This window comes from Streptomyces sp. SS8, from assembly GCF_054072955.1.
Genome location: NZ_JBSVCZ010000048.1, coordinates 1 through 19,249 on the forward strand (window position 1 = coordinate 1; position 19,249 = coordinate 19,249).

A 19,249-nucleotide genomic window follows, 5' to 3' on the forward strand; every position below is an offset into this window, starting at 1 on the left:
CCCCACCCCCGGGCACCGTTGTGGGTGTTTTGGGGGGGGGGGGCCCGCCGGGGGCGGCGCCGCCCCCCCGGGGGGGGGGCGGGGGGCGGCCCGCCCCCGCCCCGCCCCCCCCCCCCCCCCCCCCCCGCCCCCCGGGGGGGGGGCCCCCCCCCGGGGGGGGGGGTTCCGGCCCTCCGGCATGCGCGGACGAGCCCGGTGGACGGGTCAGTCGAGGTAGTCCCGCAGAACCTGCGAACGGGAGGGATGGCGCAGCTTCGACATCGTCTTGGACTCGATCTGGCGGATCCGCTCGCGGGTCACGCCGTAGACCTTGCCGATCTCGTCCAGCGTCTTGGGCTGGCCGTCGGTGAGGCCGAAGCGCATCGAGACCACGCCGGCCTCACGCTCGCTGAGCGTGTCGAGCACGGAGTGGAGCTGCTCCTGCAGAAGCGTGAAGCTGACCGCGTCGGCCGGGACGACCGCCTCGGAGTCCTCGATGAGATCGCCGAACTCGCTGTCGCCGTCCTCGCCCAGCGGGGTGTGCAGGGAGATCGGCTCGCGACCGTACTTCTGGACCTCGACGACCTTCTCCGGGGTCATGTCGAGCTCCTTGGCCAGCTCCTCCGGGGTGGGCTCGCGGCCCAGGTCCTGGAGCATCTGGCGCTGGACGCGCGCGAGCTTGTTGATCACCTCGACCATGTGCACCGGGATGCGGATGGTGCGCGCCTGGTCGGCCATGGCACGGGTGATGGCCTGGCGGATCCACCAGGTCGCGTAGGTCGAGAACTTGTAGCCCTTGGTGTAGTCGAACTTCTCCACCGCGCGGATCAGGCCCAGGTTGCCCTCCTGGATCAGATCCAGGAAGAGCATGCCCCGGCCGGTGTAGCGCTTGGCCAGCGAGACCACCAGCCGGAGGTTGGCCTCCAGCAGGTGGTTCTTGGCCCGGCGGCCGTCCTCGGCGATGATCTCCAGCTCGCGCTTGAGTTTGGGGGCGATCTTGTCGCTGTTGGCGAGCTTGTCCTCGGCGAAGAGACCGGCCTCGATGCGCTTGGCCAGCTCGACCTCCTGCTCGGCGTTGAGCAGGGGGACCTTGCCGATCTGCTTGAGGTAGTCCTTGACCGGGTCGGCGGTGGCGCCCGCGGCGGCGACCTGCTGGGCGGGTGCGTCGTCCTCGTCCTCGTCGGACAGGACGAAGCCCTCGTTCTCGTTCTTGGGCTCCGCCGCGGAGTCCTCGGCCTTGCCGCCCTTGACCGCGGGCTCCTCGATGACGTCCTCGTCACCCTCGAGCAGCTCTTCGACGTCCGACTTCTTCGCCGTGGTCTTCTTCGCCGCGGTCTTCTTGGCGGGCGCCTTCTTGGCCGCGGTCTTCTTGGCGGCGGCCTTCTTCGCCGGCGCCTTCCTGGCCGGCCTCGCCGCGGCCTCCTCGGCGGTCCCCTCAGCGTCCTCGGCGGGGTCCTCGGGAGCGGCGGCGGGGGCGGCCTTCCTGGCGGTGGTCTTCTTCGCGGCGACCGTCTTGGTCGCGGTGCGCTTGGCCGGGGCCTTCGCTGCGACGCTCTTCCGGGTGCGCTTGGGGGCCTCCGCGGCACTCACCATCAGCGTCACACCCTCCTCGTCGAGGATCTGGTTGAGACTGCGCAGGACGTTCTTCCACTGGGTCGGCGGAATCTGGTCGGCCTCGAAGGCCCGACGCACATCGTCGCCGGCGATCTGCCCCTCGGCCTTTCCCCGCTCAATGAGCGCCATCACAGACGCGGACTCGGCGATCTCCGCAGGGAGCGTACGGGATGTGCTGGCCGACACGAACAACCTCTCGGAACGATGGAAACGGCTTCGGCCCCGCCCACGGGGGGATCCGGGACCTGCAAGCCCCGGCGGGGATGACCGGCGGCTCGGGCGGAGCGACGGAGGAACTACAGCGCCGGATGCGGCGTCCGTATTCCCCCGGTAGCTGCCACCTCTTGAGTCATCGTGCTGCCACGCGAAGCGTTACGCCCAGCCGGAGTGTCCCGGGTCACACGACATAGGAGGACAGAAATACCCATACGGCGACTTATAGCCGGACCGCGCCCCGGGACGACGCCTCGGGTGGGGGCTGACCGGCCGCAAGGAGACGTCGCCGGATCCCGCTCGGCGGGATCCGGCGACACCGTGCGGGTGCGGCCGGTACCGGACGTCAGTGTTCGCGGGGCGCCGGCACCACATGATCGGCGGCTCCCCCCGCCGGAGCCGCCTGAACCTCGGACTGCTCGGCAGGGGTGCCCGCGGCCGGAACGGGCGCGCCGGGCGCCGCGGGGACGGCCGCCTCGGAGGAGACCGCGAGCAACTGGCGCATCGCGTTCTCCGCGGCGGCCGCCTCACCGGAGGCGACGGCTTCGGCGATCCTGCGGTGGTGGGCCAGCGACGCCTCGGTGGGGCGCTCACATCCGGCGGCAGGAGCCCCGGACACCTGGAGGGCCGCGCCGACGATGCCCGAGAGGTGCTCCAGCATCCGGTTGCCGGCGGCCTGCAGAAGCAGGGCGTGGAACTCGGCGTCGGCCCGGGAGAAGGTCAGACCGTCGCCCTGGGCGAGCGTGTGGCCCATGATCTCGACCATGTCCGCGAGGCGCTGCTGCACCTCGTCCCGGCTGCGGTCCGCGGCGAGGCGGGCGGCCAGCGGCTCGATGGCCCAGCGCAGCTCGCACAGCTCGCGGCGCTGGTCGTCACGCTGCGGGCCGAAGGCACGCCACTCGATGATGTCGGGGTCGAGGAGGTTCCAGTCGCTGACCGGGCGGACCCGCGTGCCGACATTGGGGCGGGCGCTGACCAGGCCCTTGGCCTCGAGAACCCGGAGCGACTCGCGGACGACGGTCCGCGAGACCTCGAAGCGCTGGCCGATCTCCTCCGGCACGAGGGGACGGTCGGCCCCGAGATCTCCGGAGACGATCATCTGCCCGAGTTGCTGTACGAGTTGGCCGTGCAGTCCGCGCCCCCGGTTCCCGGCGGCACGTCGCCCGGCCCGGGCCATGTCCGCTTCACCGCCGTCCCACGCGGGGACGGTGGTGGTACGGGTCGTGCCGGTCGACTCTGCGTAGGCGTAACGGTCCGGCTCGCCCGAACCCGTGAGGCCGGAGTCGGCGGAGCGAGCCGAGGTCATCATGGTGTGCGCAAGGGTAGTCACGCATCCTTTGTCGGCGGTGCTCCGGACGGCCTTGAGGGCTTTGGTGAAAAGCACACGAAAGGGTGATCAGTGGTCTCCCCGCGATTGACGCCTTATCGGAAAGAAACGGTCTTCCGACCGGGCATACGCGGCAGACGGGGCGACCTGCGGCGAAGCGGTATCACCGAGGGTCCCGGATCCGCTGGTGAGAGCCGCGCCGGCTCCCCGGCGGGCCGGTCCGCGGGCCGGGCATCGCCCTGGAGGGGGGCGAGGGATCGCCTTCTCCCCCCTCAGACGTCCGGGCGCAGCATCGGCGGGTTCAGCACCGTGGCGCCGCCGGCCCGGAACAACTGTGCGGGCCGACCACCCTGACGGGTCGTCGTACCGCCTGTGGGCACCAGGAAGCCCGGAGTGCCGGTGACCTTGCGGTGGAAGTTCCTCGGGTCGAGTGCGACGCCCCACACCGCTTCGTAGACCCGTCGCAGTTCTCCCACGGTGAACTCCGGCGGGCAGAAGGCGGTGGCGAGCGAGGAGTACTCGATCTTCGACCGCGCCCGCTCCACACCGTCCGCGAGGATTCTGGAATGGTCGAAGGCCAGCGGAGCGGGCTGCCCGCCGCTTCGGTCCGGGCCGGCCACGGAAGGCTGCCCGGGAGGCAGCAGGGTGTCCACCGGCGCCCAGCGGACACTGTCGGCGTCGCCGCCGGCCGTGGGGGCCGGCAGATCGGGGGCCAGCACCAGATGGGCGACGCTGACCACCCGCATCCGCGGGTCCCGTCCCGGATCGCCATAGGTGGCGAGCTGTTCGAGATGGGCACCGGTGTGCCGGTCGTCCGGCCCCTGGACGTGCAGCCCGGTCTCCTCGGTGAGCTCACGGGCGGCCGCGGCCCCGAGATCCTCGTCGATGCGCACGAACCCTCCGGGCAGCGCCCACCGCCCCTGGTAAGGAGACTCGCCCCGGCGTACGACCAGCGCGCACAGGGCATGCCTTCGCACGGTGAGCACGACCAGATCGACGGTGACGGCGAAGGGAGGGAAGGCCGACGGGTCGTAGGGCATGACATGATCATAGTCGTCTGCCTGACGATAAACAGAGGCTTGCGCTGCTCCACCATCAGCCCTGGGTCGCCGGGGTGCCGGGACCGCGCGCGGCCCGCTGCCTCCGCAGGCACTGCCTCAGCGGTTCGGGGTCGAGCCCGCTGTTGCACGCGCCGTGGAGCAACCGCGCGAAGACGTAGCCCGGATCCAGGTCCAGCGCCCGGCCCAGCGCCACACGCGCGCCCGGCTCGTCCCCACCGGACCAGGCGACCCAGCCGGCGAGGGTGAGCGGTGCCGCGGCGTGCTCGGCGTAGGCCCCGACGCACCGCCTGGCCAGCGCCCTCCACAGCCGCAGCGCGGGGGCGGCGTCCTCGCCCTCCATCCACTCCGCGGCCCAGTCCCGGGCGACCCGGTCCTGGAGACCGAGGATCACGGTGGCGGCCTCCTCATGGGTCAGGAGGCGGTCGTCCCGGGCGTCGCCCCCGGCCACCCCCTCCTTCCGGGCCGCCGCCGACGCGTTCCGGTAGCGGTCGAGCAGCCGCCCGGCGAGCGCCAGGGTCTCGGCACGCACCGTCCCGCGGTCGGCCTCACCCAGCATCCGGGGCACCAGGGCCGCGCCCGCGATGTCGAGGGCCCGCTCCTGCGGCCCGGCGGTCGGCGGCCCCAGCGGTACGAGCCTGGCAGTCATCTCCTTCAGGGTCCCTTCCACCCGCAGCCCGGCGTACGCGGCCGCGGCCGCGATGGCCGAGGTGCCGGGCACGCCCAGCGGCGTGCCCTCGGCGGGACAGCACCTGGCGTCGGGGCAGGAGTAGGACCAGTAGCGGCCGCCGGAGACGCACAGCGCCTCGTACACCGGCATGTCCAGCGCCCCGCAGGCGGTCCGCAGCCGCTGGGCGAGAGGCCGGAGCCGTTCCATGACGGCCCGGCCACTCTCACCGTCGGCCGGGTCCTGGCACAGGAAGACGAGCGCCGCGTCGGGGCGGTCGCCGCGCGGGAGCCCGCTGCCGCGCAGGCAGTCGGCGAGCTGTTCGGCCAGCTCGGACCATTCCCCTTCCCCGGCGGGAATGCCCACGCGGAGCCGGCCGCCGAAACGGCCGCTCGGGCCGTGGAGACCGACCAGGACGACGGAGTCGTCGGGGTGGTAACCGAGCAGGTAGGGGAGGGAGTCGACCAGCTCGGCCGGACCGCGCAGAGTGACCTGGGCGGTGGCGGACGGCTGCCGGGTGGATTCGCTGTGCTGTGTCATACCCCGACAGTGACGCGGGCGGACGGGGCGGCGTGCGGCTCCGTCCACAGGCGGCTCCAACAGGTATATGTGTCGATATACCTGTGATCACATTGACTGTACGGACCTCTGGTCGTCCACAGGCGGTTCGCACGGTGTCGGTGTCATCGGGTTGCATGGACGCATGAGCGAGGAGAATCTGCGCGCCGCCGCCGACGCCGTACTGGCCCGCCTCACCGGCGACACCACCGGCACGGCGAGACTGCGCGCCGACCAGTGGCGAGCCGTCGAGGCTCTGGTGGTGGAGCGCCGGCGGACCCTGGTGGTGCAGCGCACGGGCTGGGGCAAGTCGGCGGTGTACTTCGTGGCGACCGCGCTGCTGCGCGAGCGCGGCGAGGGCCCGACGGTGATCGTCTCCCCGCTTCTGGCACTGATGCGCAACCAGGTCGAGGCCGCGGAGCGGGCGGGCGTCCGCGCCCGGACGATCAACTCCGCCAACACCGAGGAGTGGGAGACGGTCCACGCCGAGGTGGCCGCGGGCGAGGTGGATGTGCTGCTCGTCAGTCCGGAGCGCCTGAACAATCCCGACTTCCGCGATCAGGTCCTGCCGAGGCTGGCCGCCACGACCGGACTGCTGGTGGTCGACGAGGCACACTGCATCTCCGACTGGGGCCACGACTTCCGGCCCGACTACCGGCGGCTGCGGACGATGCTCGCCGAGCTCCCCCGGGGCGTCCCGGTACTGGCCACCACCGCGACGGCCAATGCCCGGGTGACGGCCGACGTCGCGGAGCAGCTGGGCACCGGCGGGAGGGAGACGGACGCGCTGGTGCTGCGCGGCCCGCTGGACCGGGAGAGTCTCAGCCTGGGGGTGCTGCGCCTGCCGGACGCGGCACACCGGCTGGCCTGGCTCGACGGCCACCTCCACAAGCTGCCGGGCTCCGGCATCGTCTACACACTGACGGTCTCGGCCGCCGAGGAGGTGACGGCGTTCCTGCGGCAGCGGGGGCACACCGTCGCCTCCTACACCGGGCGGACGGAGAACGCCGACCGGGAGGCGGCCGAGGCGGACCTGCTGGGCAACAGGGTCAAGGCACTGGTGGCCACCTCCGCGCTGGGCATGGGCTTCGACAAACCCGATCTGGGCTTCGTCGTCCATCTCGGCTCCCCCTCCTCCCCCATCGCCTACTACCAGCAGGTGGGCCGGGCCGGGCGCGGGGTGGAGCACGCCGAGGTGCTGCTGCTGCCCGGCCCGGAGGACGAGGCGATCTGGCGGTACTTCGCCTCTCTGGCCTTTCCTCCCGAGGAGCAGGTGCGCCGCACCCTGGACGTGCTGGCGTCGGCCGGGCGGCCGCTGTCACTGCCCGCTCTTGAGCCACTGGTGGAACTGCGCCGCTCACGGCTGGAGATGATGCTCAAGGTGCTCGACGTGGACGGGGCGGTGCGGCGGGTGCGCGGCGGCTGGGTCTCCACGGGCGAGCCCTGGTCCTATGACACCGAGCGGTATGCCTGGGTGGCGCGGCAGCGGGAGGCCGAGCAGCGCTCGATGAAGGAGTACGCCGCCACCTCCGGATGCCGGATGGAGTTCCTGCGACGGCAGCTGGACGACGCGGAGGCGGCGCCCTGCGGGCGGTGCGACAACTGCGCGGGCCCCCGGTTCGGCACCGACGTCGATCCGGCGGCACTGGAGGCCGCCAGGGGGGAACTGGGGCGCCCCGGCGTGGAGGTGGAGCCCCGCAGGATGTGGCCGACGGGGCTGCCCGCGATCGGCCTGGACCTCAAGGGCCGCATCCCTCCGGGCGAGCAGGCGGCTCCCGGCAGGGCGCTGGGCCGGCTGTCCGACATCGGATGGGGCAACCGTCTGCGCCCGTTGCTGGACCCGCCCTCGCAGGACGGACCGGTACCCGACGACGTGGCCGGCGCCGTGGTCTCCGTACTCGCCGACTGGGCGCGGGGGCCGGGCGGCTGGGCCTCGGGGGAGGAAGACTCACCGGCCCGCCCGGTGGGGGTGGTGACGATCGACTCGCGGACCCGGCCACAGCTGATCGGGTCCCTCGGGGAACGGATCGCGGCGGTCGGCCGGATACCGCTGCTGGGCACCGTGGAATACGCCGACAGGGCGTCGGACACCCGTATCCCGCGCAGCAACAGCGCGCAGCGGCTGCGGGCCCTGCACGGTGCGCTGACAGTGCCCGGACCGCTGGCGGACGCGATCGCGGCGGCCGGCGGCCCGGTGCTGCTGGTGGACGACGTCACGGAGACCGGCTGGACCCTGGCCGTGGCCGCGCGGCTGCTGCGCCGGGCCGGGGCCCAGGGGGTGATGCCACTGGTGCTGGCCGTGCGGGGGTGAGCCGCAGCCGACCCTCCGGTCCGCCGGGCCGCCGCGGAGGGGCCCGGCGTGACCGGGGCGACTCGGTACTCCATTGCCGCAGCCGTGTTCACCCGTGAGAATTGGTGCGGTGCCACGGAGGGAGGACCATGACCGTCGGCTTCGTCTCACCGCCGCCCGCCGAGACCCCGTCCCATGCCGGACGCGTCCTCGAACCCGCCGAGTGGGCCGCCGCCGGGATCCCTCTGCTGCGCAGCCCGCGCGAACTGGTGGCCGGGCTGCACGCCCGCCACCGGCCCGGGCCGGCCACCTCCGTCGTCGCGGTGCTCGGCCCGGACGAACGGATCATCGCCAGCGCGTCGTTCTCGCGGGCCAACTCCACTCCGGACGGCTGGGAGTGCCGCAATGTCCTGCTGTCCCAGATGCGCAGGATCGTCCCGCACGACCTGCGCCGCCGCAGTCCCTCGCGGACCGCGGTCCTGCTGTGCTGCCGCGAGGACGGCCCGGGCTGGAGCGACGAGGACGGCCCGTGGATGTGGGGACTGCGCGACGCCTGCATACTGCACGGCCTGCGGTGCGGGGCGTACATCACCGTGACCCGTACCGGCTGGCAGGTGCTCGGCGAGGACCGCGGTGGGCGACGGCCGTATGTCGGCGGCCCGGCCGTCTGGGACACGCAACCGGAGAGCGGGGGCCGGGAAGACGGGGCGTTCGAGGAAGGCGGCCCGTAGGGAAGCGGCCCGGGAAGAGGGCCCGGAGCGCCGGGACGCGGCGGGGTACGGCGGCCCGCTGACCCGCCGGGTGGCGGGCCCGCGGGCCGGAACGCCGGCTCAGAGCAGGCTGCGCAGCCGGCCCGGGTCACCGCAGACGATCAGCCGCGACCCCGTCCTGGCCAGGGCGGCGGGCAGTGCCCGGGCAGCCTGCTCGTCCGTCCCGCCGTTGACCGCGAGCACGACGAGCGGACGGCCGGTGGTGCGCTCCGCGGCCGACGCGTGGGCGTAGAAGACGTCATCGCCCTCGGCCTGCTGGCGCCAGTAGGCGTCCTCGCCGAAGGTGAGCTCGTGCTGCGCCCAGGGGTGCTGCTCACCGGTGGTGAACACCAGGACGTCGGCGGGCGAGCGGCCCTCGTCGAGCAGCCTGTCGACGGTCTCGTCCGCGACCTCGACCGCGGTGGCGTCGGTGGCCTCGACCAGCTGGATCTGCGGTGCGGCCTTCCCCGGGGCCGTCTTCGTGCCCACCCCCTCGGCCGCGGGGCGCGAGGGCCCGGCGTTACGCGCCGGCGCCGGCCTGCCGGGAGCGGGACGGCTGCGGTCGGCCCGCTGCGGAGTCGGCCGGGGGCCGGGAACGGGTGCGGAGGGGCGGGGAACCTGTGGGGCCCGGGCGGTGCCCGTCATGTTGCGGGGGCCGGGGACATTCGGGTGGATCTTGGGCTCCTCGGAGCTGTGCGGCATGGGGTGTTGTCTATCAAACGCCGGCGCCGGACGCGCCAGCGGGTTCGGAAAAAGATTCGGTTTCGGCTCAGAAGAGGCCGATCTGCTCGGTCCGCTCGGCACGCGCCCGTTTCAGGTGCCGCCAGCGCGGCAGTGCGTCCAGATACGACCACGACAGCCGGTGGTGGGGCGTGGGCCCCAGCTCCTCGAGGGCCGCACGGTGAACGGGCGAGGGATATCCGGCGTTGCGGTCGAAGCAGAACTCGGCGTGTTCAGCGCCCAGTTCGGCCATACGGGCGTCCCGGTGCACTTTGGCGATCACGGACGCCGCGGCCACCGGGACACACGACCGGTCGCCCTTGACCACCGTGCGGACCCGCCAGGGCGCTCCCAGATAGTCGTGCCCGCCGTCGAGGATGACCGCGTCGGGACGGACCGGCAGCGCCTCCAGCGCGCGTACGGCGGCGAGCCGGAGGGCGGCCGTCATGCCCACCTCGTCGATCTCCTCCGGGGAGGAGTGCCCGAGCGCGTGGGCGGTCACCCAGTCGGTGAGCCGCCCGGCGAGTTCGGTGCGGCGGGCGGGCCCGATGAGCTTGGAGTCCGTCAGCCCGTCGGGTGGCCTGCGCAGCCCTGTGACCGCCGCGCAGACGGTGACGGGCCCTGCCCAGGCGCCCCGGCCGACCTCGTCGATCCCGGCGACGACCCTCGCTCCCGTGGTGGCCCGCAGGGAGCGTTCGACGCGGTGGGTGGGAGGCTCGTACGGCATGGCGTCAGCCAGGGTACGCCCACCTTCCGGAGGAGGTCCCCCCCGGGGTCGGGGAGGCCCTCCGGGTCCTGAGGGCCTGCCTCCTGCCGTCCCCCGTCTCCCGCCGGCCCGGCCCGGCCCGGCACCGTTCAGCGGGACTCCGAGAGCCGCCCCTCCCGGTCCAGCCGCCCGCAGGGCGGACCGATCCGGTCGACGGGACGTTCGGTGAGCGTGGTGCGGGCCCGCACCTCGCCGTAACTGGTCGCGTACCAGGGCTTGTCGGCGCCGAGGACGTCCTCGGCGATGTCCTGCAGGGCGCAGGAGCGCTGGGGCTCGGGCAGGGCGTCGAGGGCCGGTACGGCGTCCGCGGAGAGCCCTCTCAGATACACCAGATCGATCTGCCCGGTGCGTTCGAAGCGCCGCACGTTCTGCTCGGCCACCAGGGCGTCCGGCGAGACCAGTCCGAAGCACAGCACGGCGCCCGCCGCGCTCGCCACCACCGCGCGCGGCAGCCAGCGCCCGCCGAACACCCCGGCCGCCATGATCAGGGCGATGACGACGCCGAGCCACAGCTCGGCCCCGGCCACGGACACCCTCAGCCTGGTCAGGCCGTACGCGTCGACGTAGAGTTCCATCCGGCGCAGGGCCGAGAGCACCACGACGAGGGTCAGCGCGCACAGGACGCCCAGGACGGCGCGGACCAGAGTGCGGTCGCGGGCCGCGCCGCGCGGCGCCCAGCGCAGGGCCAGCGCGATCACGGCGAGGGTCAGGAGGGTGACGGTCAGCAGCTGCCAGAAGCCCTGGCGGGCGTACTCCGAGTAGGTCAGCCCGGTCTCTTCGAGGACCTTGTCGTAGCCGCCGAAGAGGACCGCGAGCTGGACTGCGATGAAGACGGCGAACAGCGCGTTCAGCACGATCAGGGGAAGCGCCCATTCCACACGTCCCCGGGGCCGCCCCCGACCGCCCTCGACGCGGTCCCAGCGCCAGGGGGCCGCGGCGGTGCGGGCCGCTCCCAGCGCGGCCGCCAGCCCCAGGACGGTCAGGAGGGCGTGTGCCGGTCCGTCCGACACCGACACCTCGGGCACCAGCCCGGCCAGCAGGTCCGCGAAGGCCGCGTCCGCACCGGCGAACAGCGCGCCGAAGACGGCCAGCAGCGCGGCCGCGACGCCGGCCGTCCGGACTGCCGGCCACCAGCGGTCGCGCGAGCCGTCCGCCCGCTCGCGCAGCCCGCGCCAGGCCCACAGGGCGCCCGGCAGGACCTCGCCGAGCACACCGACGCAGCCGATCAGCGTCCCTCGCCAGGTGCGCGTGCCGTGCAGTGCCAGCGACCCCGACGCGAGGGCCGCCGCCAGCGCCAGGAAGGTCGGCCATCCCGCGTCCCGCAGTGCGGGCACCAGCAGCAGTGCCGCCCCGCCGGCGGCCCACACCAGCGACCACGGGCGCACACTGCGCCCCGCGGCCCGTCCGGCGAGGTACGCGGCGAGGGCGGCCGGCGCGGCGACCAGCAGCACGTTGAGGCCCAGTCCGTCACCGAGCAGCAGCCCGGCGAGCGCCCCGGCGGCCAGCACCGCCCAGAGCGCGGCTGCGCCGATCGGGCCGGGCTCCTCCGGTCTCGCGGCCGTCACCCAGGCGGGCGGGGGTGGTGGCTCGTACGCGGCCCAGGAGGACGCCCCGTGGGTCGTGCCGTGGACCGCGCCGGATCGCCGCCCGCCGGGGACGGTGGCTCCCCCCGGCGTGTGGGCGGGCTCCCCCGGCGTGTGGGCGGGCTCCCCCGGCGTCCGGACGGGCTTCTCCGCCGGCTCGGCGCCGCCGGGTGCGGCCTCCTCCCGCCGGGCGCCCCCGCGCCCGTTCTCCTCCTGGACGGCGCCCTCCGGCGGGGTGTCGTCCACCTCGTTCGCCGCGGGCGCGCCGGACGACTGATCGGACATGGGTTTCCCCTCCCCTCGCCGCGCATCCCCCCTACCGGCTTGCGGTGATCAACGCGGTGACTCGGGCGCCACCGTAGTGCGCCTCCGGCGCGCACCCGTGTCCCGAGCGCCGCTCTGTGACAGAGCGGTGACAAGGGGGCGGCGGGGAGCCCGCCCGGCACGCGCCGGAAGGGCCGGCGCGTGCCCACCGCGCCGCCGGCGCCTCACCGGAGCCTTCCGGGACGCCCGCGCACCCCGGACATCCCGTACGTCTCCCCGGACTCTCCCTCGTAGGGCCCCGCGTACGACTCGGGGGTGCACCAGCGCTCGAACGGCCGGTCCAGGTGGTACCGCCCGTCCGTTCCCAGCTCCAGGGCCCGCATCTCCCCGTTGCCCGGATTGGACAGCGACTCGAACTCCGCGACCGTCCAGTGCAGCCACCTCATGCAGAACAGCCGCATGGTCAGCCCGTGCGTCACCAGCAGCACGTTCGGCGGATGGTCGGGGGACTCGAAACTGCGCCACAGGCTCTCCAGGAAGGCCCCGACCCGGTCGTAGACGTCCGCGCCCGACTCGCCCTGCGCGAAGCGGTAGAAGAAGTGCCCGTACGCGTCGCGCGCCGCCTTCTGCCGCCGTACGTCCTCGCGGTCCTGCCAGTTCCCCCAGTCCTGCTCGCGCAGCCGGGGCTCCTCGCGCATCCGCACCCGCGTGGGGTCCAGACGCAGTGCGCGGAAGGTCTGGTGGGTGCGGCGGTACGGCGAGACGTAGGCCGAGATCCGCTCGTCGCCGAAGAGGGCCCGCAGCCGCTCCCCCGCCGCCTCGGCCTGCCGGAATCCGCGCTCGGTGAGGCTCAGGGCGTGGTCGGGCACCCGCTCGTAGACCGCGTCGTCGAAGTTTCCCTCCGACTCGCCGTGCCGGACCAGGACGATGCGCCGGGGTCGTGCCATGCACCCACCCTAAGCACGCAGAGGCTCCACGGCCCAACCACAGGCCCGCATCGGCACCGGCAGCAAACGGAACCGGCACCGGCACCGGCACCGGCACCGGCATCAGACCGTCCAGGACGGCTCGAGGTCGATCACGTCCCCGCCGACCGCCGTGACGTCCGCCCCCAGCTGGGCACGGAGCGCCAGCCGCTCGATCCGCTCCGTGCGGTACTTGCCGTGCTCCGCCGCCGAGTCCCACATCGACAACACCAGGAACTCGTCCTCGGCCTGCGCCTGTGCGAAGACTCCCCGCAGCATCCCTGGCGACCCCGCCATCGCCGGGTTCCACACCTTCTCCTGCATCAGGGTGTAGTGCTCGATCCGGTCGGGGCGCACCCGGCAGTGGGCGACGCGCAGCAGGTCCGCGTCCGTGAACTGCGGGCGGAAACCCACCTTCACATCGAAGCGGTACTCGAAGAGCCGGACCTGGGCGTCCTTGTGGGTGCCGTTCTGCGAGGCCGCCAGCCGGTTGTGGGAGCGCGCCATGAACGAGTCGTAGAAGGCCCGGCTCTCCCAGAAGCCGAAGAGGTGCGCCACGCCCGGCCGGGAACGGCTCCAGCCGCCGCCCTGCGCGCGGAAGCCCGGCTCGCCGAGCAGGCCGGCCCACTTCCGCTGTCCCCGCTCGAAGCCTCGTCGGTCCACCACCGTGCAGCGCATCCACTTGACCAGCACCGCGCCATCGTACGGCCATATCGGTGACTGATCGCATGGCTTGCCGCGGGCGGGGGCGGCCGGCGCGCGGGGCCCGGTCCCGCGTTCGACCACCTCCGCGGCCACCGGGCGCCGGCCCTCGCGCAGGGCTCCTCCGAGCCGGCGGCGCGCCCTGGGGCGGGCCGCCCCGCACCCACCGGGCGCCGTGGACAAACCGCCTGGTAGGCAGGAGAGTTGATGTGCTGTCATGGCGGTCGCACCGCGCCGGCCCCCGGGCCGGGAGCGGCCGTGTCCCGCAGCAGCTCAGTTCCTAGGAAGGGGAGCCTGGTGAGCAGTCCCAACAAGGGGGTGGAGAAGGTCGAGGTGGCGGTCAGGTGGGATCCCAGCCCCTCCGAGTCCTCGCCCCACGACCTCGACATCATCGCCGCGACCTACACCGCGGACGACCCGCACGGCGAACCCGCGTACGTCGTGCACTTCGACAGCCGCTCGCCCGACGGCACCATCGACCTCAGCAGGGACAGCCGGACCGGTCTGGGTCTCGGCTACGACGAGGTCATGACCCTGGAGCTGGGCCGGCTGGCCTCCTCCTACGCCCGGGTGGTCGTGGGCGTGGCGGTCCAGCAGCACAGCGGGCGCCGGACGTTCGGCGACATAGCGCGCACCGGCGTGCGGATCAGGGAGGGCTACGTCGACCTGGCCGAGCACGACTTCTCCGGCGTGTCCGGGGCGACGGCCGCCACCGTCGCGGAGTTCACCCGCAACGGCACGGGTGCCTGGGAGTTCCGCGAGCATCTGCGCGGGTTCGACGCCGACCCGGAGTCCTTCACCCGTCTGATGGGCGGCGCCCCCGTCTGACGTCCCGGCCCACCGCGGGAGGCCGTCAAGGGCGCGGAGGGCGCCGGCCGCTTCGGCCGGCGCCCTCCTGTCGTCCCCTCGGTGCGGTGGCGGTCCCCGCCACCGCACCGCGGATCAGCTGCAGCCGCTGGTGGAACCGCAGCCCTCGCACAGGTAGCAGCTGCCCGCGCGGCGCATCTTGGTGCCGCAGGAGAAGCACAGCGGCGCGTCGGCGTTGAGGCCGAGCTGCATCTCCACCAGTTCGGTGGAGCTGTGCGCCTCCTTCGGCGCCGGGACCGGAGCCTGCGGCTCGGAGGTGCTGCTCACCGCCTTGGGCGGCTCCACCTGGCGCGGGGCCGACTGGGCCAGGCTCTCGACGTCCAGCTCGTCGTCGGCGGGCTCGTAGGAGCCGGTCTCCAGGTGGCGCTGGCGCTCCTCGGCCGAGTGGATGCCGAGGGCCGAGCGGGTCTCGAAGGGCAGGAAGTCCAGCGCCAGGCGGCGGAAGATGTAGTCGACGATCGACTGCGCCATCCGCACGTCCGGGTCGTCGGTCATACCGGCCGGCTCGAAGCGCATGTTGGTGAACTTCGAGACGTAGGTCTCCAGCGGCACGCCGTACTGAAGGCCCACCGAGACGGCGATCGAGAAGGCGTCCATCATGCCCGCGAGGGTCGAGCCCTGCTTGGACATCTTCAGGAAGACCTCGCCCAGCCCGTCGTCCGGGTAGGAGTTGGCGGTCATGTAGCCCTCGGCGCCGCCGACGGTGAAGGAGGTCGTGATGCCGGGCCGGCCCTTGGGCAGGCGCTTGCGCACCGGGCGGTACTCGACGACCTTCTCGGCCTCGGGCCGTGCCTCGCCCTTGCCCTCCTTCTTCTTGGCGGAGAGCGGCTGGCCGACCTTGCAGTTGTCGCGGTAGATCGCCAGCGCCTTCAGGCCGAGCTTCCAGCCCTCGAAGTAGATCTCCTCGACCTCCTCCACGGTGGCCGACTCGGGCATGTTGACCGTCTTGGAGATCGCGCCGGACAGGAACGGCTGGGCGGCGGCCATCATCCGCACGTGCCCCATCGGGGAGATGGAGCGCTCGCCCATGGCGCAGTCGAAGACCTCGTAGTGCTCGGGGCGCAGGCCCGGGGCGTCGATGACGTTGCCGTGCTCGGCGATGTGCTCGACGATCGCCTCGACCTGCTCGGGCTGGTAGCCGAGCCGCTTGAGGGCCTTGGGCACGGTGTTGTTGACGATCTGCATCGAGCCGCCGCCGACCAGCTTCTTGAACTTGACCAGGGCCAGGTCGGGCTCGATGCCGGTGGTGTCGCAGTCCATCATCAGGCCGATGGTGCCGGTGGGGGCCAGCACGGACGCCTGGGCGTTGCGGAATCCGTTCTTCTTGCCCAGCCGGAGCACGTCCTGCCATGCCTCGGTGGCCGCGGCCCACACCGGGGTGTCCAGGTCGTCCATGCGCCTGGCGTCGGCGTTGGCGTCGGCGTGCTGCCTCATGACGCGCTGGTGGGCGTCGGCGTTGCGGGCGTAGCCCTCGTACGGGCCGACGATCGAGGCCAGTTCGGCGGAGCGGCGGTAGGAGGTGCCGGTCATCAGGGAGGTGATCGCACCGGCCAGCGCCCGGCCGCCGTCGGAGTCGTAGGCGTGGCCGGTGGCCATCAGCAGGGCGCCGAGGTTGGCGTAGCCGATGCCCAGCTGGCGGAAGGCGCGGGTGGTCTCGCCGATCTTCTCGGTGGGGAAGTCGGCGAAGCAGATGGAGATGTCCATCGCGGTGATGACCAGCTCGACGATCTTCGCGAAGCGCTCGGCGTCGAAGGACTGGTTGCCGGCGTCGTCGTCACGCAGGAACTTCATCAGGTTCAGCGAGGCCAGGTTGCACGAGGAGTTGTCCAGGTGCATGTACTCGCTGCACGGGTTGGAGGCGGTGATGCGGCCGCTCTCCGGCGAGGTGTGCCAGTGGTTGATGGTGTCGTCGTACTGGATGCCGGGGTCGGCGCAGGCCCAGGCGGCCTCGGCCATCTTGCGGAACAGCGCCTTGGCGTCGACCTCCTCGATGGCCTCGCCGGTCATCCGGGCGCGCAGGCCGAACTTCGACCCGCTCTCGACGGCCTTCATGAAGGCGTCGTTGACACGGACGGAGTTGTTGGCGTTCTGGTACTGGACGGAGGTGATGTCGTCGCCGCCCAGGTCCATGTCGAAGCCCGCGTCGCGCAGGGCGCGGATCTTCTCCTCCTCCTTGACCTTGGTCTCGATGAACGCCTCGACGTCGGGGTGGTCCACGTCCAGGACGACCATCTTGGCCGCGCGGCGGGTGGCGCCGCCGGACTTGATCGTCCCGGCGGAGGCGTCGGCGCCGCGCATGAAGGAGACCGGGCCCGAGGCGTTGCCGCCGGAGGAGAGAAGTTCCTTGGAGGAGCGGATGCGCGAGAGGTTCAGGCCCGCGCCGGAACCGCCCTTGAAGATCATCCCCTCTTCCTTGTACCACTCCAGGATCGACTCCATGGAGTCGTCGACGGAGAGGATGAAGCAGGCGGAGACCTGCTGGGGCTGGGCGGTGCCGACGTTGAACCACACCGGGGAGTTGAACGAGAACACCTGGTGGAGCACCGCGTAGGCCAGCTCGTGCTCGAAGATCTCGGCGTCGGCCGGGGAGGCGAAGTAGCCGTGCTTCTCACCGGCGGCGCGGTAGGTCTTCACCACGCGGTCGATGAGCTGCTTGAGGCTGGTCTCGCGCTGGGGCGTGCCGACGGCCCCGCGGAAGTACTTGCTGGTGACGATGTTGACTGCGTTCACCGACCAGAAGTCGGGGAACTCCACGCCGCGCTGCTCGAAGTTGACCGAGCCGTCGCGCCAGTTGGTCATGACGACGTCACGGCGCTCCCAGACCACCTCGTCGTACGGGTGCACCCCGGGGGTGGTGTGGATGCGCTCGATCCGCAGACCCTTGGCGGCCTTGGTCCCCTTGGACCGGGCCCCTCGTGCCGGGTCGCTCGTCGTCTCTGTCATTCCGCCTCCCTGTACAGGCATAACGCCCTGACACACCCCGCGCTTCCCGGGATGTGGTGTTCGTTTCGATGGCCGGAGCGCGACGCGCTCCGGTCCGGTCCGTGCGGGCCGCTCAGTTCCCGGCGGCCAGTGGCGCGGGCGGGGCGGTGGGGCTTTCGCCGCCTCCGCCGTCACGTCCGTCCCCGCCGTCACTTCCGTTTCCGGTACCCCCGGCTCCACCGCGGCTTCCGGCTCCCGCGCCCGTGGTTCTGCCCGGGGCCGTGCCGCCTTCGCCGTCGGCCGAGGCCCGCTCCCCGCGAAGCTCGGCGATCGCGGCCTCGAAGTCCTCCAGTGAGTCGAACGCCTGGTAGACGGAGGCGAAGCGCAGGTACGCCACGAGGTCCAGTTCCCGCAGCGGACCGAGTATGGCCAGCCCGACGTCGTGCGTGGACAGCTCGGCGCTGCCGGTGGCGCGCACCGCCTCCTCGACCCGCTGGCCGAGCTTGGCGAGCGCGTCCTCGGTGACCGGACGCCCCTGGCACGCCTTGCGCACCCCGGCGATCACCTTGTCCCGGCTGAAGGGCTCGGTGACCCCGCTCCGCTTGATGACCATCAACGACGCGTTCTCCACCGTCGTGAAGCGGCGGGAGCAGTGCGGACACTGACGGCGTCGGCGGATAGCGGTGCCGTCGTCGGTGGTGCGGCTGTCGACGACGCGGCTGTCGGGGTGCCGGCAGAAGGGGCAGTGCATCGCTTCCCACCCTCCTTCACCCTCGATGGCGCAGCATGAGCGGCGCGGCAGAACAGCATTGGACACGCGTTCGAGTACCCGGCGGGCGGGCCTCGAAGCGGCCACCAGCATAGGTGATGCCCGCGGCTCTTCAGGACCCGGGGACCACAACTTCTGGGCGGCCGCAGAACATCTAACCACTACATCTGGTGGCTGGTTGACGAACACGCCATGCGTGTCGGAGACGCCGGAACGGCAAACGTACGAGAGGCTACCGTAGCGATCGGAGGCGAATCGCAGCCCATACACCGCCCTCATCGGCACGTCAGCCAATCTGCGAAATTTCACTCGAACGTGTGTTTGGCGCAACCTTTCGAAAGCACATACCGTTGTCCAACCAGGGAGAACCGCTTGAGAGGGGCCGACGTGACCACCACCGCAGAGAGCGCCACCATCACCGCACGGGACCGTTCCCGGGGCCGGGCCGATCATGCACAGGAGGCAAACGCCGCCCCCGGCGCGTCCGACGGCACGGCCGGCGGTGCGGAGGCTCCCAGGCCGACCCGCTCGCTGCCCGGCCGTCCACCGGGGATCCGCGCCGACAGCTCGGGGCTGACGGACCGGCAGCGCCGGGTGATCGAGGTGATCCGCGACTCGGTGCAGCGCCGCGGCTACCCGCCGTCGATGCGGGAGATCGGCCAGGCCGTCGGCCTGTCCTCCACCTCCTCCGTGGCGCACCAGCTGATGGCCCTGGAGCGCAAGGGCTTCCTGCGGCGCGACCCGCACCGCCCCCGCGCCTACGAGGTGCGCGCCTCGGACGCGCCCACCAGCCAGACCACCGACACCACCGGCAAGCCCGCCGCCTCCTACGTCCCCCTGGTCGGACGGATCGCCGCCGGAGGCCCGATCCTCGCCGAGGAGTCGGTGGAGGACGTCTTCCCGCTGCCCCGCCAGCTCGTCGGCGACGGCGAGCTCTTCGTGCTCAAGGTCGTCGGCGACTCCATGGTCGACGCGGCGATCTGCGACGGCGACTGGGTCACGGTGCGCCGCCAGCCGGTCGCCGAGAACGGCGACATCGTCGCCGCCATGCTGGACGGCGAGGCGACCGTCAAGCGCTTCAGGCGTGAGGACGGGCATGTGTGGCTGATCCCCCACAACGCCGCCTACCAGCCGATCCCCGGTGACGAGGCGACCATCCTCGGCAAGGTCGTCGCGGTGGGGGGGGGGGGGGGGGGGCGCCCCGCCCCCCCCCCCCCGCCCCCCCGCCGATGCGTT

At 72.7% G+C, this 19,249-nt stretch carries 15 protein-coding genes; 4 read left to right on the forward strand and 11 right to left on the reverse strand.

Annotated features, from left to right (window positions below; translation table 11 throughout):
• Window positions 1-204: 204 nt before the first annotated feature.
• The 4 genes from ACW69E_RS27290 to ACW69E_RS27305 form a co-directional block, all read right to left on the reverse strand.
• The gene (locus tag ACW69E_RS27290; protein ID WP_457500956.1) at window positions 205-1,779 is read right to left on the reverse strand and encodes an RNA polymerase sigma factor; all 1,575 of its coding nucleotides are present in this window, start codon (window positions 1,777-1,779) and stop codon (window positions 205-207) included.
• Window positions 1,780-2,152: 373 nt separating this feature from the next.
• Window positions 2,153-3,190: a FadR/GntR family transcriptional regulator gene (locus ACW69E_RS27295; RefSeq protein WP_457500957.1), complete on the reverse strand. Its 1,038-nt coding sequence runs from the start codon at window positions 3,188-3,190 to the stop codon at window positions 2,153-2,155.
• A gap of 215 nt (window positions 3,191-3,405) precedes the next feature.
• On the reverse strand, window positions 3,406-4,173 hold the full coding sequence (locus ACW69E_RS27300; protein WP_457500958.1) for an NUDIX hydrolase: 768 nt from the start codon (window positions 4,171-4,173) through the stop codon (window positions 3,406-3,408).
• Window positions 4,174-4,228: 55 nt separating this feature from the next.
• Window positions 4,229-5,398, reverse strand: coding sequence for a DUF4192 domain-containing protein (locus tag ACW69E_RS27305; protein WP_457500959.1), 1,170 nt, complete (start codon window positions 5,396-5,398; stop codon window positions 4,229-4,231).
• A 163-nt stretch (window positions 5,399-5,561) separates the two neighbouring features.
• On the opposite strand from ACW69E_RS27305, the gene ACW69E_RS27310 reads away from it, so the two are divergent.
• Window positions 5,562-7,727, forward strand: a complete 2,166-nt coding sequence (locus ACW69E_RS27310; protein WP_457500960.1) for a RecQ family ATP-dependent DNA helicase — start codon at window positions 5,562-5,564, stop codon at window positions 7,725-7,727.
• 128 nt (window positions 7,728-7,855) lie between these two features.
• Complete coding sequence (locus ACW69E_RS27315) at window positions 7,856-8,437, forward strand: hypothetical protein (RefSeq protein WP_457500961.1); 582 nt, start codon at window positions 7,856-7,858, stop codon at window positions 8,435-8,437.
• Between the two features lie 99 nt (window positions 8,438-8,536).
• Here ACW69E_RS27315 and ACW69E_RS27320 read toward each other — a convergent pair whose 3' ends face one another.
• The 5 genes from ACW69E_RS27320 to ACW69E_RS27340 all read right to left on the reverse strand — a co-directional run bounded on the left by ACW69E_RS27320 (window position 8,537) and on the right by ACW69E_RS27340 (window position 13,446).
• Window positions 8,537-8,944 (reverse strand): hypothetical protein, encoded by a 408-nt coding sequence (locus ACW69E_RS27320; protein ID WP_457500962.1) that lies wholly within the window; start codon window positions 8,942-8,944, stop codon window positions 8,537-8,539.
• 280 nt (window positions 8,945-9,224) lie between these two features.
• A complete protein-coding gene (locus tag ACW69E_RS27325) occupies window positions 9,225-9,902 on the reverse strand; it encodes a ribonuclease HII (RefSeq protein WP_457500963.1) in 678 nt (225 codons plus the stop codon).
• 128 nt (window positions 9,903-10,030) lie between these two features.
• On the reverse strand, window positions 10,031-11,809 hold the full coding sequence (locus ACW69E_RS27330) for a DUF4153 domain-containing protein (RefSeq protein WP_457500964.1): 1,779 nt from the start codon (window positions 11,807-11,809) through the stop codon (window positions 10,031-10,033).
• A 203-nt stretch (window positions 11,810-12,012) separates the two neighbouring features.
• A complete protein-coding gene (locus ACW69E_RS27335; RefSeq protein WP_457500965.1) occupies window positions 12,013-12,735 on the reverse strand; it encodes a histidine phosphatase family protein in 723 nt (240 codons plus the stop codon).
• A 102-nt stretch (window positions 12,736-12,837) separates the two neighbouring features.
• The gene (locus ACW69E_RS27340) at window positions 12,838-13,446 is read right to left on the reverse strand and encodes a YdbC family protein (protein WP_457500966.1); all 609 of its coding nucleotides are present in this window, start codon (window positions 13,444-13,446) and stop codon (window positions 12,838-12,840) included.
• A 306-nt stretch (window positions 13,447-13,752) separates the two neighbouring features.
• On the opposite strand from ACW69E_RS27340, the gene ACW69E_RS27345 reads away from it, so the two are divergent.
• Window positions 13,753-14,283 (forward strand): TerD family protein, encoded by a 531-nt coding sequence (locus ACW69E_RS27345; protein WP_457500967.1) that lies wholly within the window; start codon window positions 13,753-13,755, stop codon window positions 14,281-14,283.
• 114 nt (window positions 14,284-14,397) lie between these two features.
• On the opposite strand, the gene ACW69E_RS27350 is transcribed toward ACW69E_RS27345, so the two are convergent.
• Window positions 14,398-17,265 (reverse strand): vitamin B12-dependent ribonucleotide reductase, encoded by a 2,868-nt coding sequence (locus tag ACW69E_RS27350; protein WP_457500968.1) that lies wholly within the window; start codon window positions 17,263-17,265, stop codon window positions 14,398-14,400.
• 112 nt (window positions 17,266-17,377) lie between these two features.
• A complete protein-coding gene (gene nrdR, locus ACW69E_RS27355; protein WP_457500969.1) occupies window positions 17,378-17,995 on the reverse strand; it encodes a transcriptional regulator NrdR in 618 nt (205 codons plus the stop codon).
• Between the two features lie 405 nt (window positions 17,996-18,400).
• Between nrdR and lexA the strand changes: the two genes are divergently transcribed.
• Window positions 18,401-19,249: transcriptional repressor LexA (gene lexA, locus ACW69E_RS27360; protein WP_457500970.1), on the forward strand; the 849-nt coding region annotated here is incomplete at its 3' end.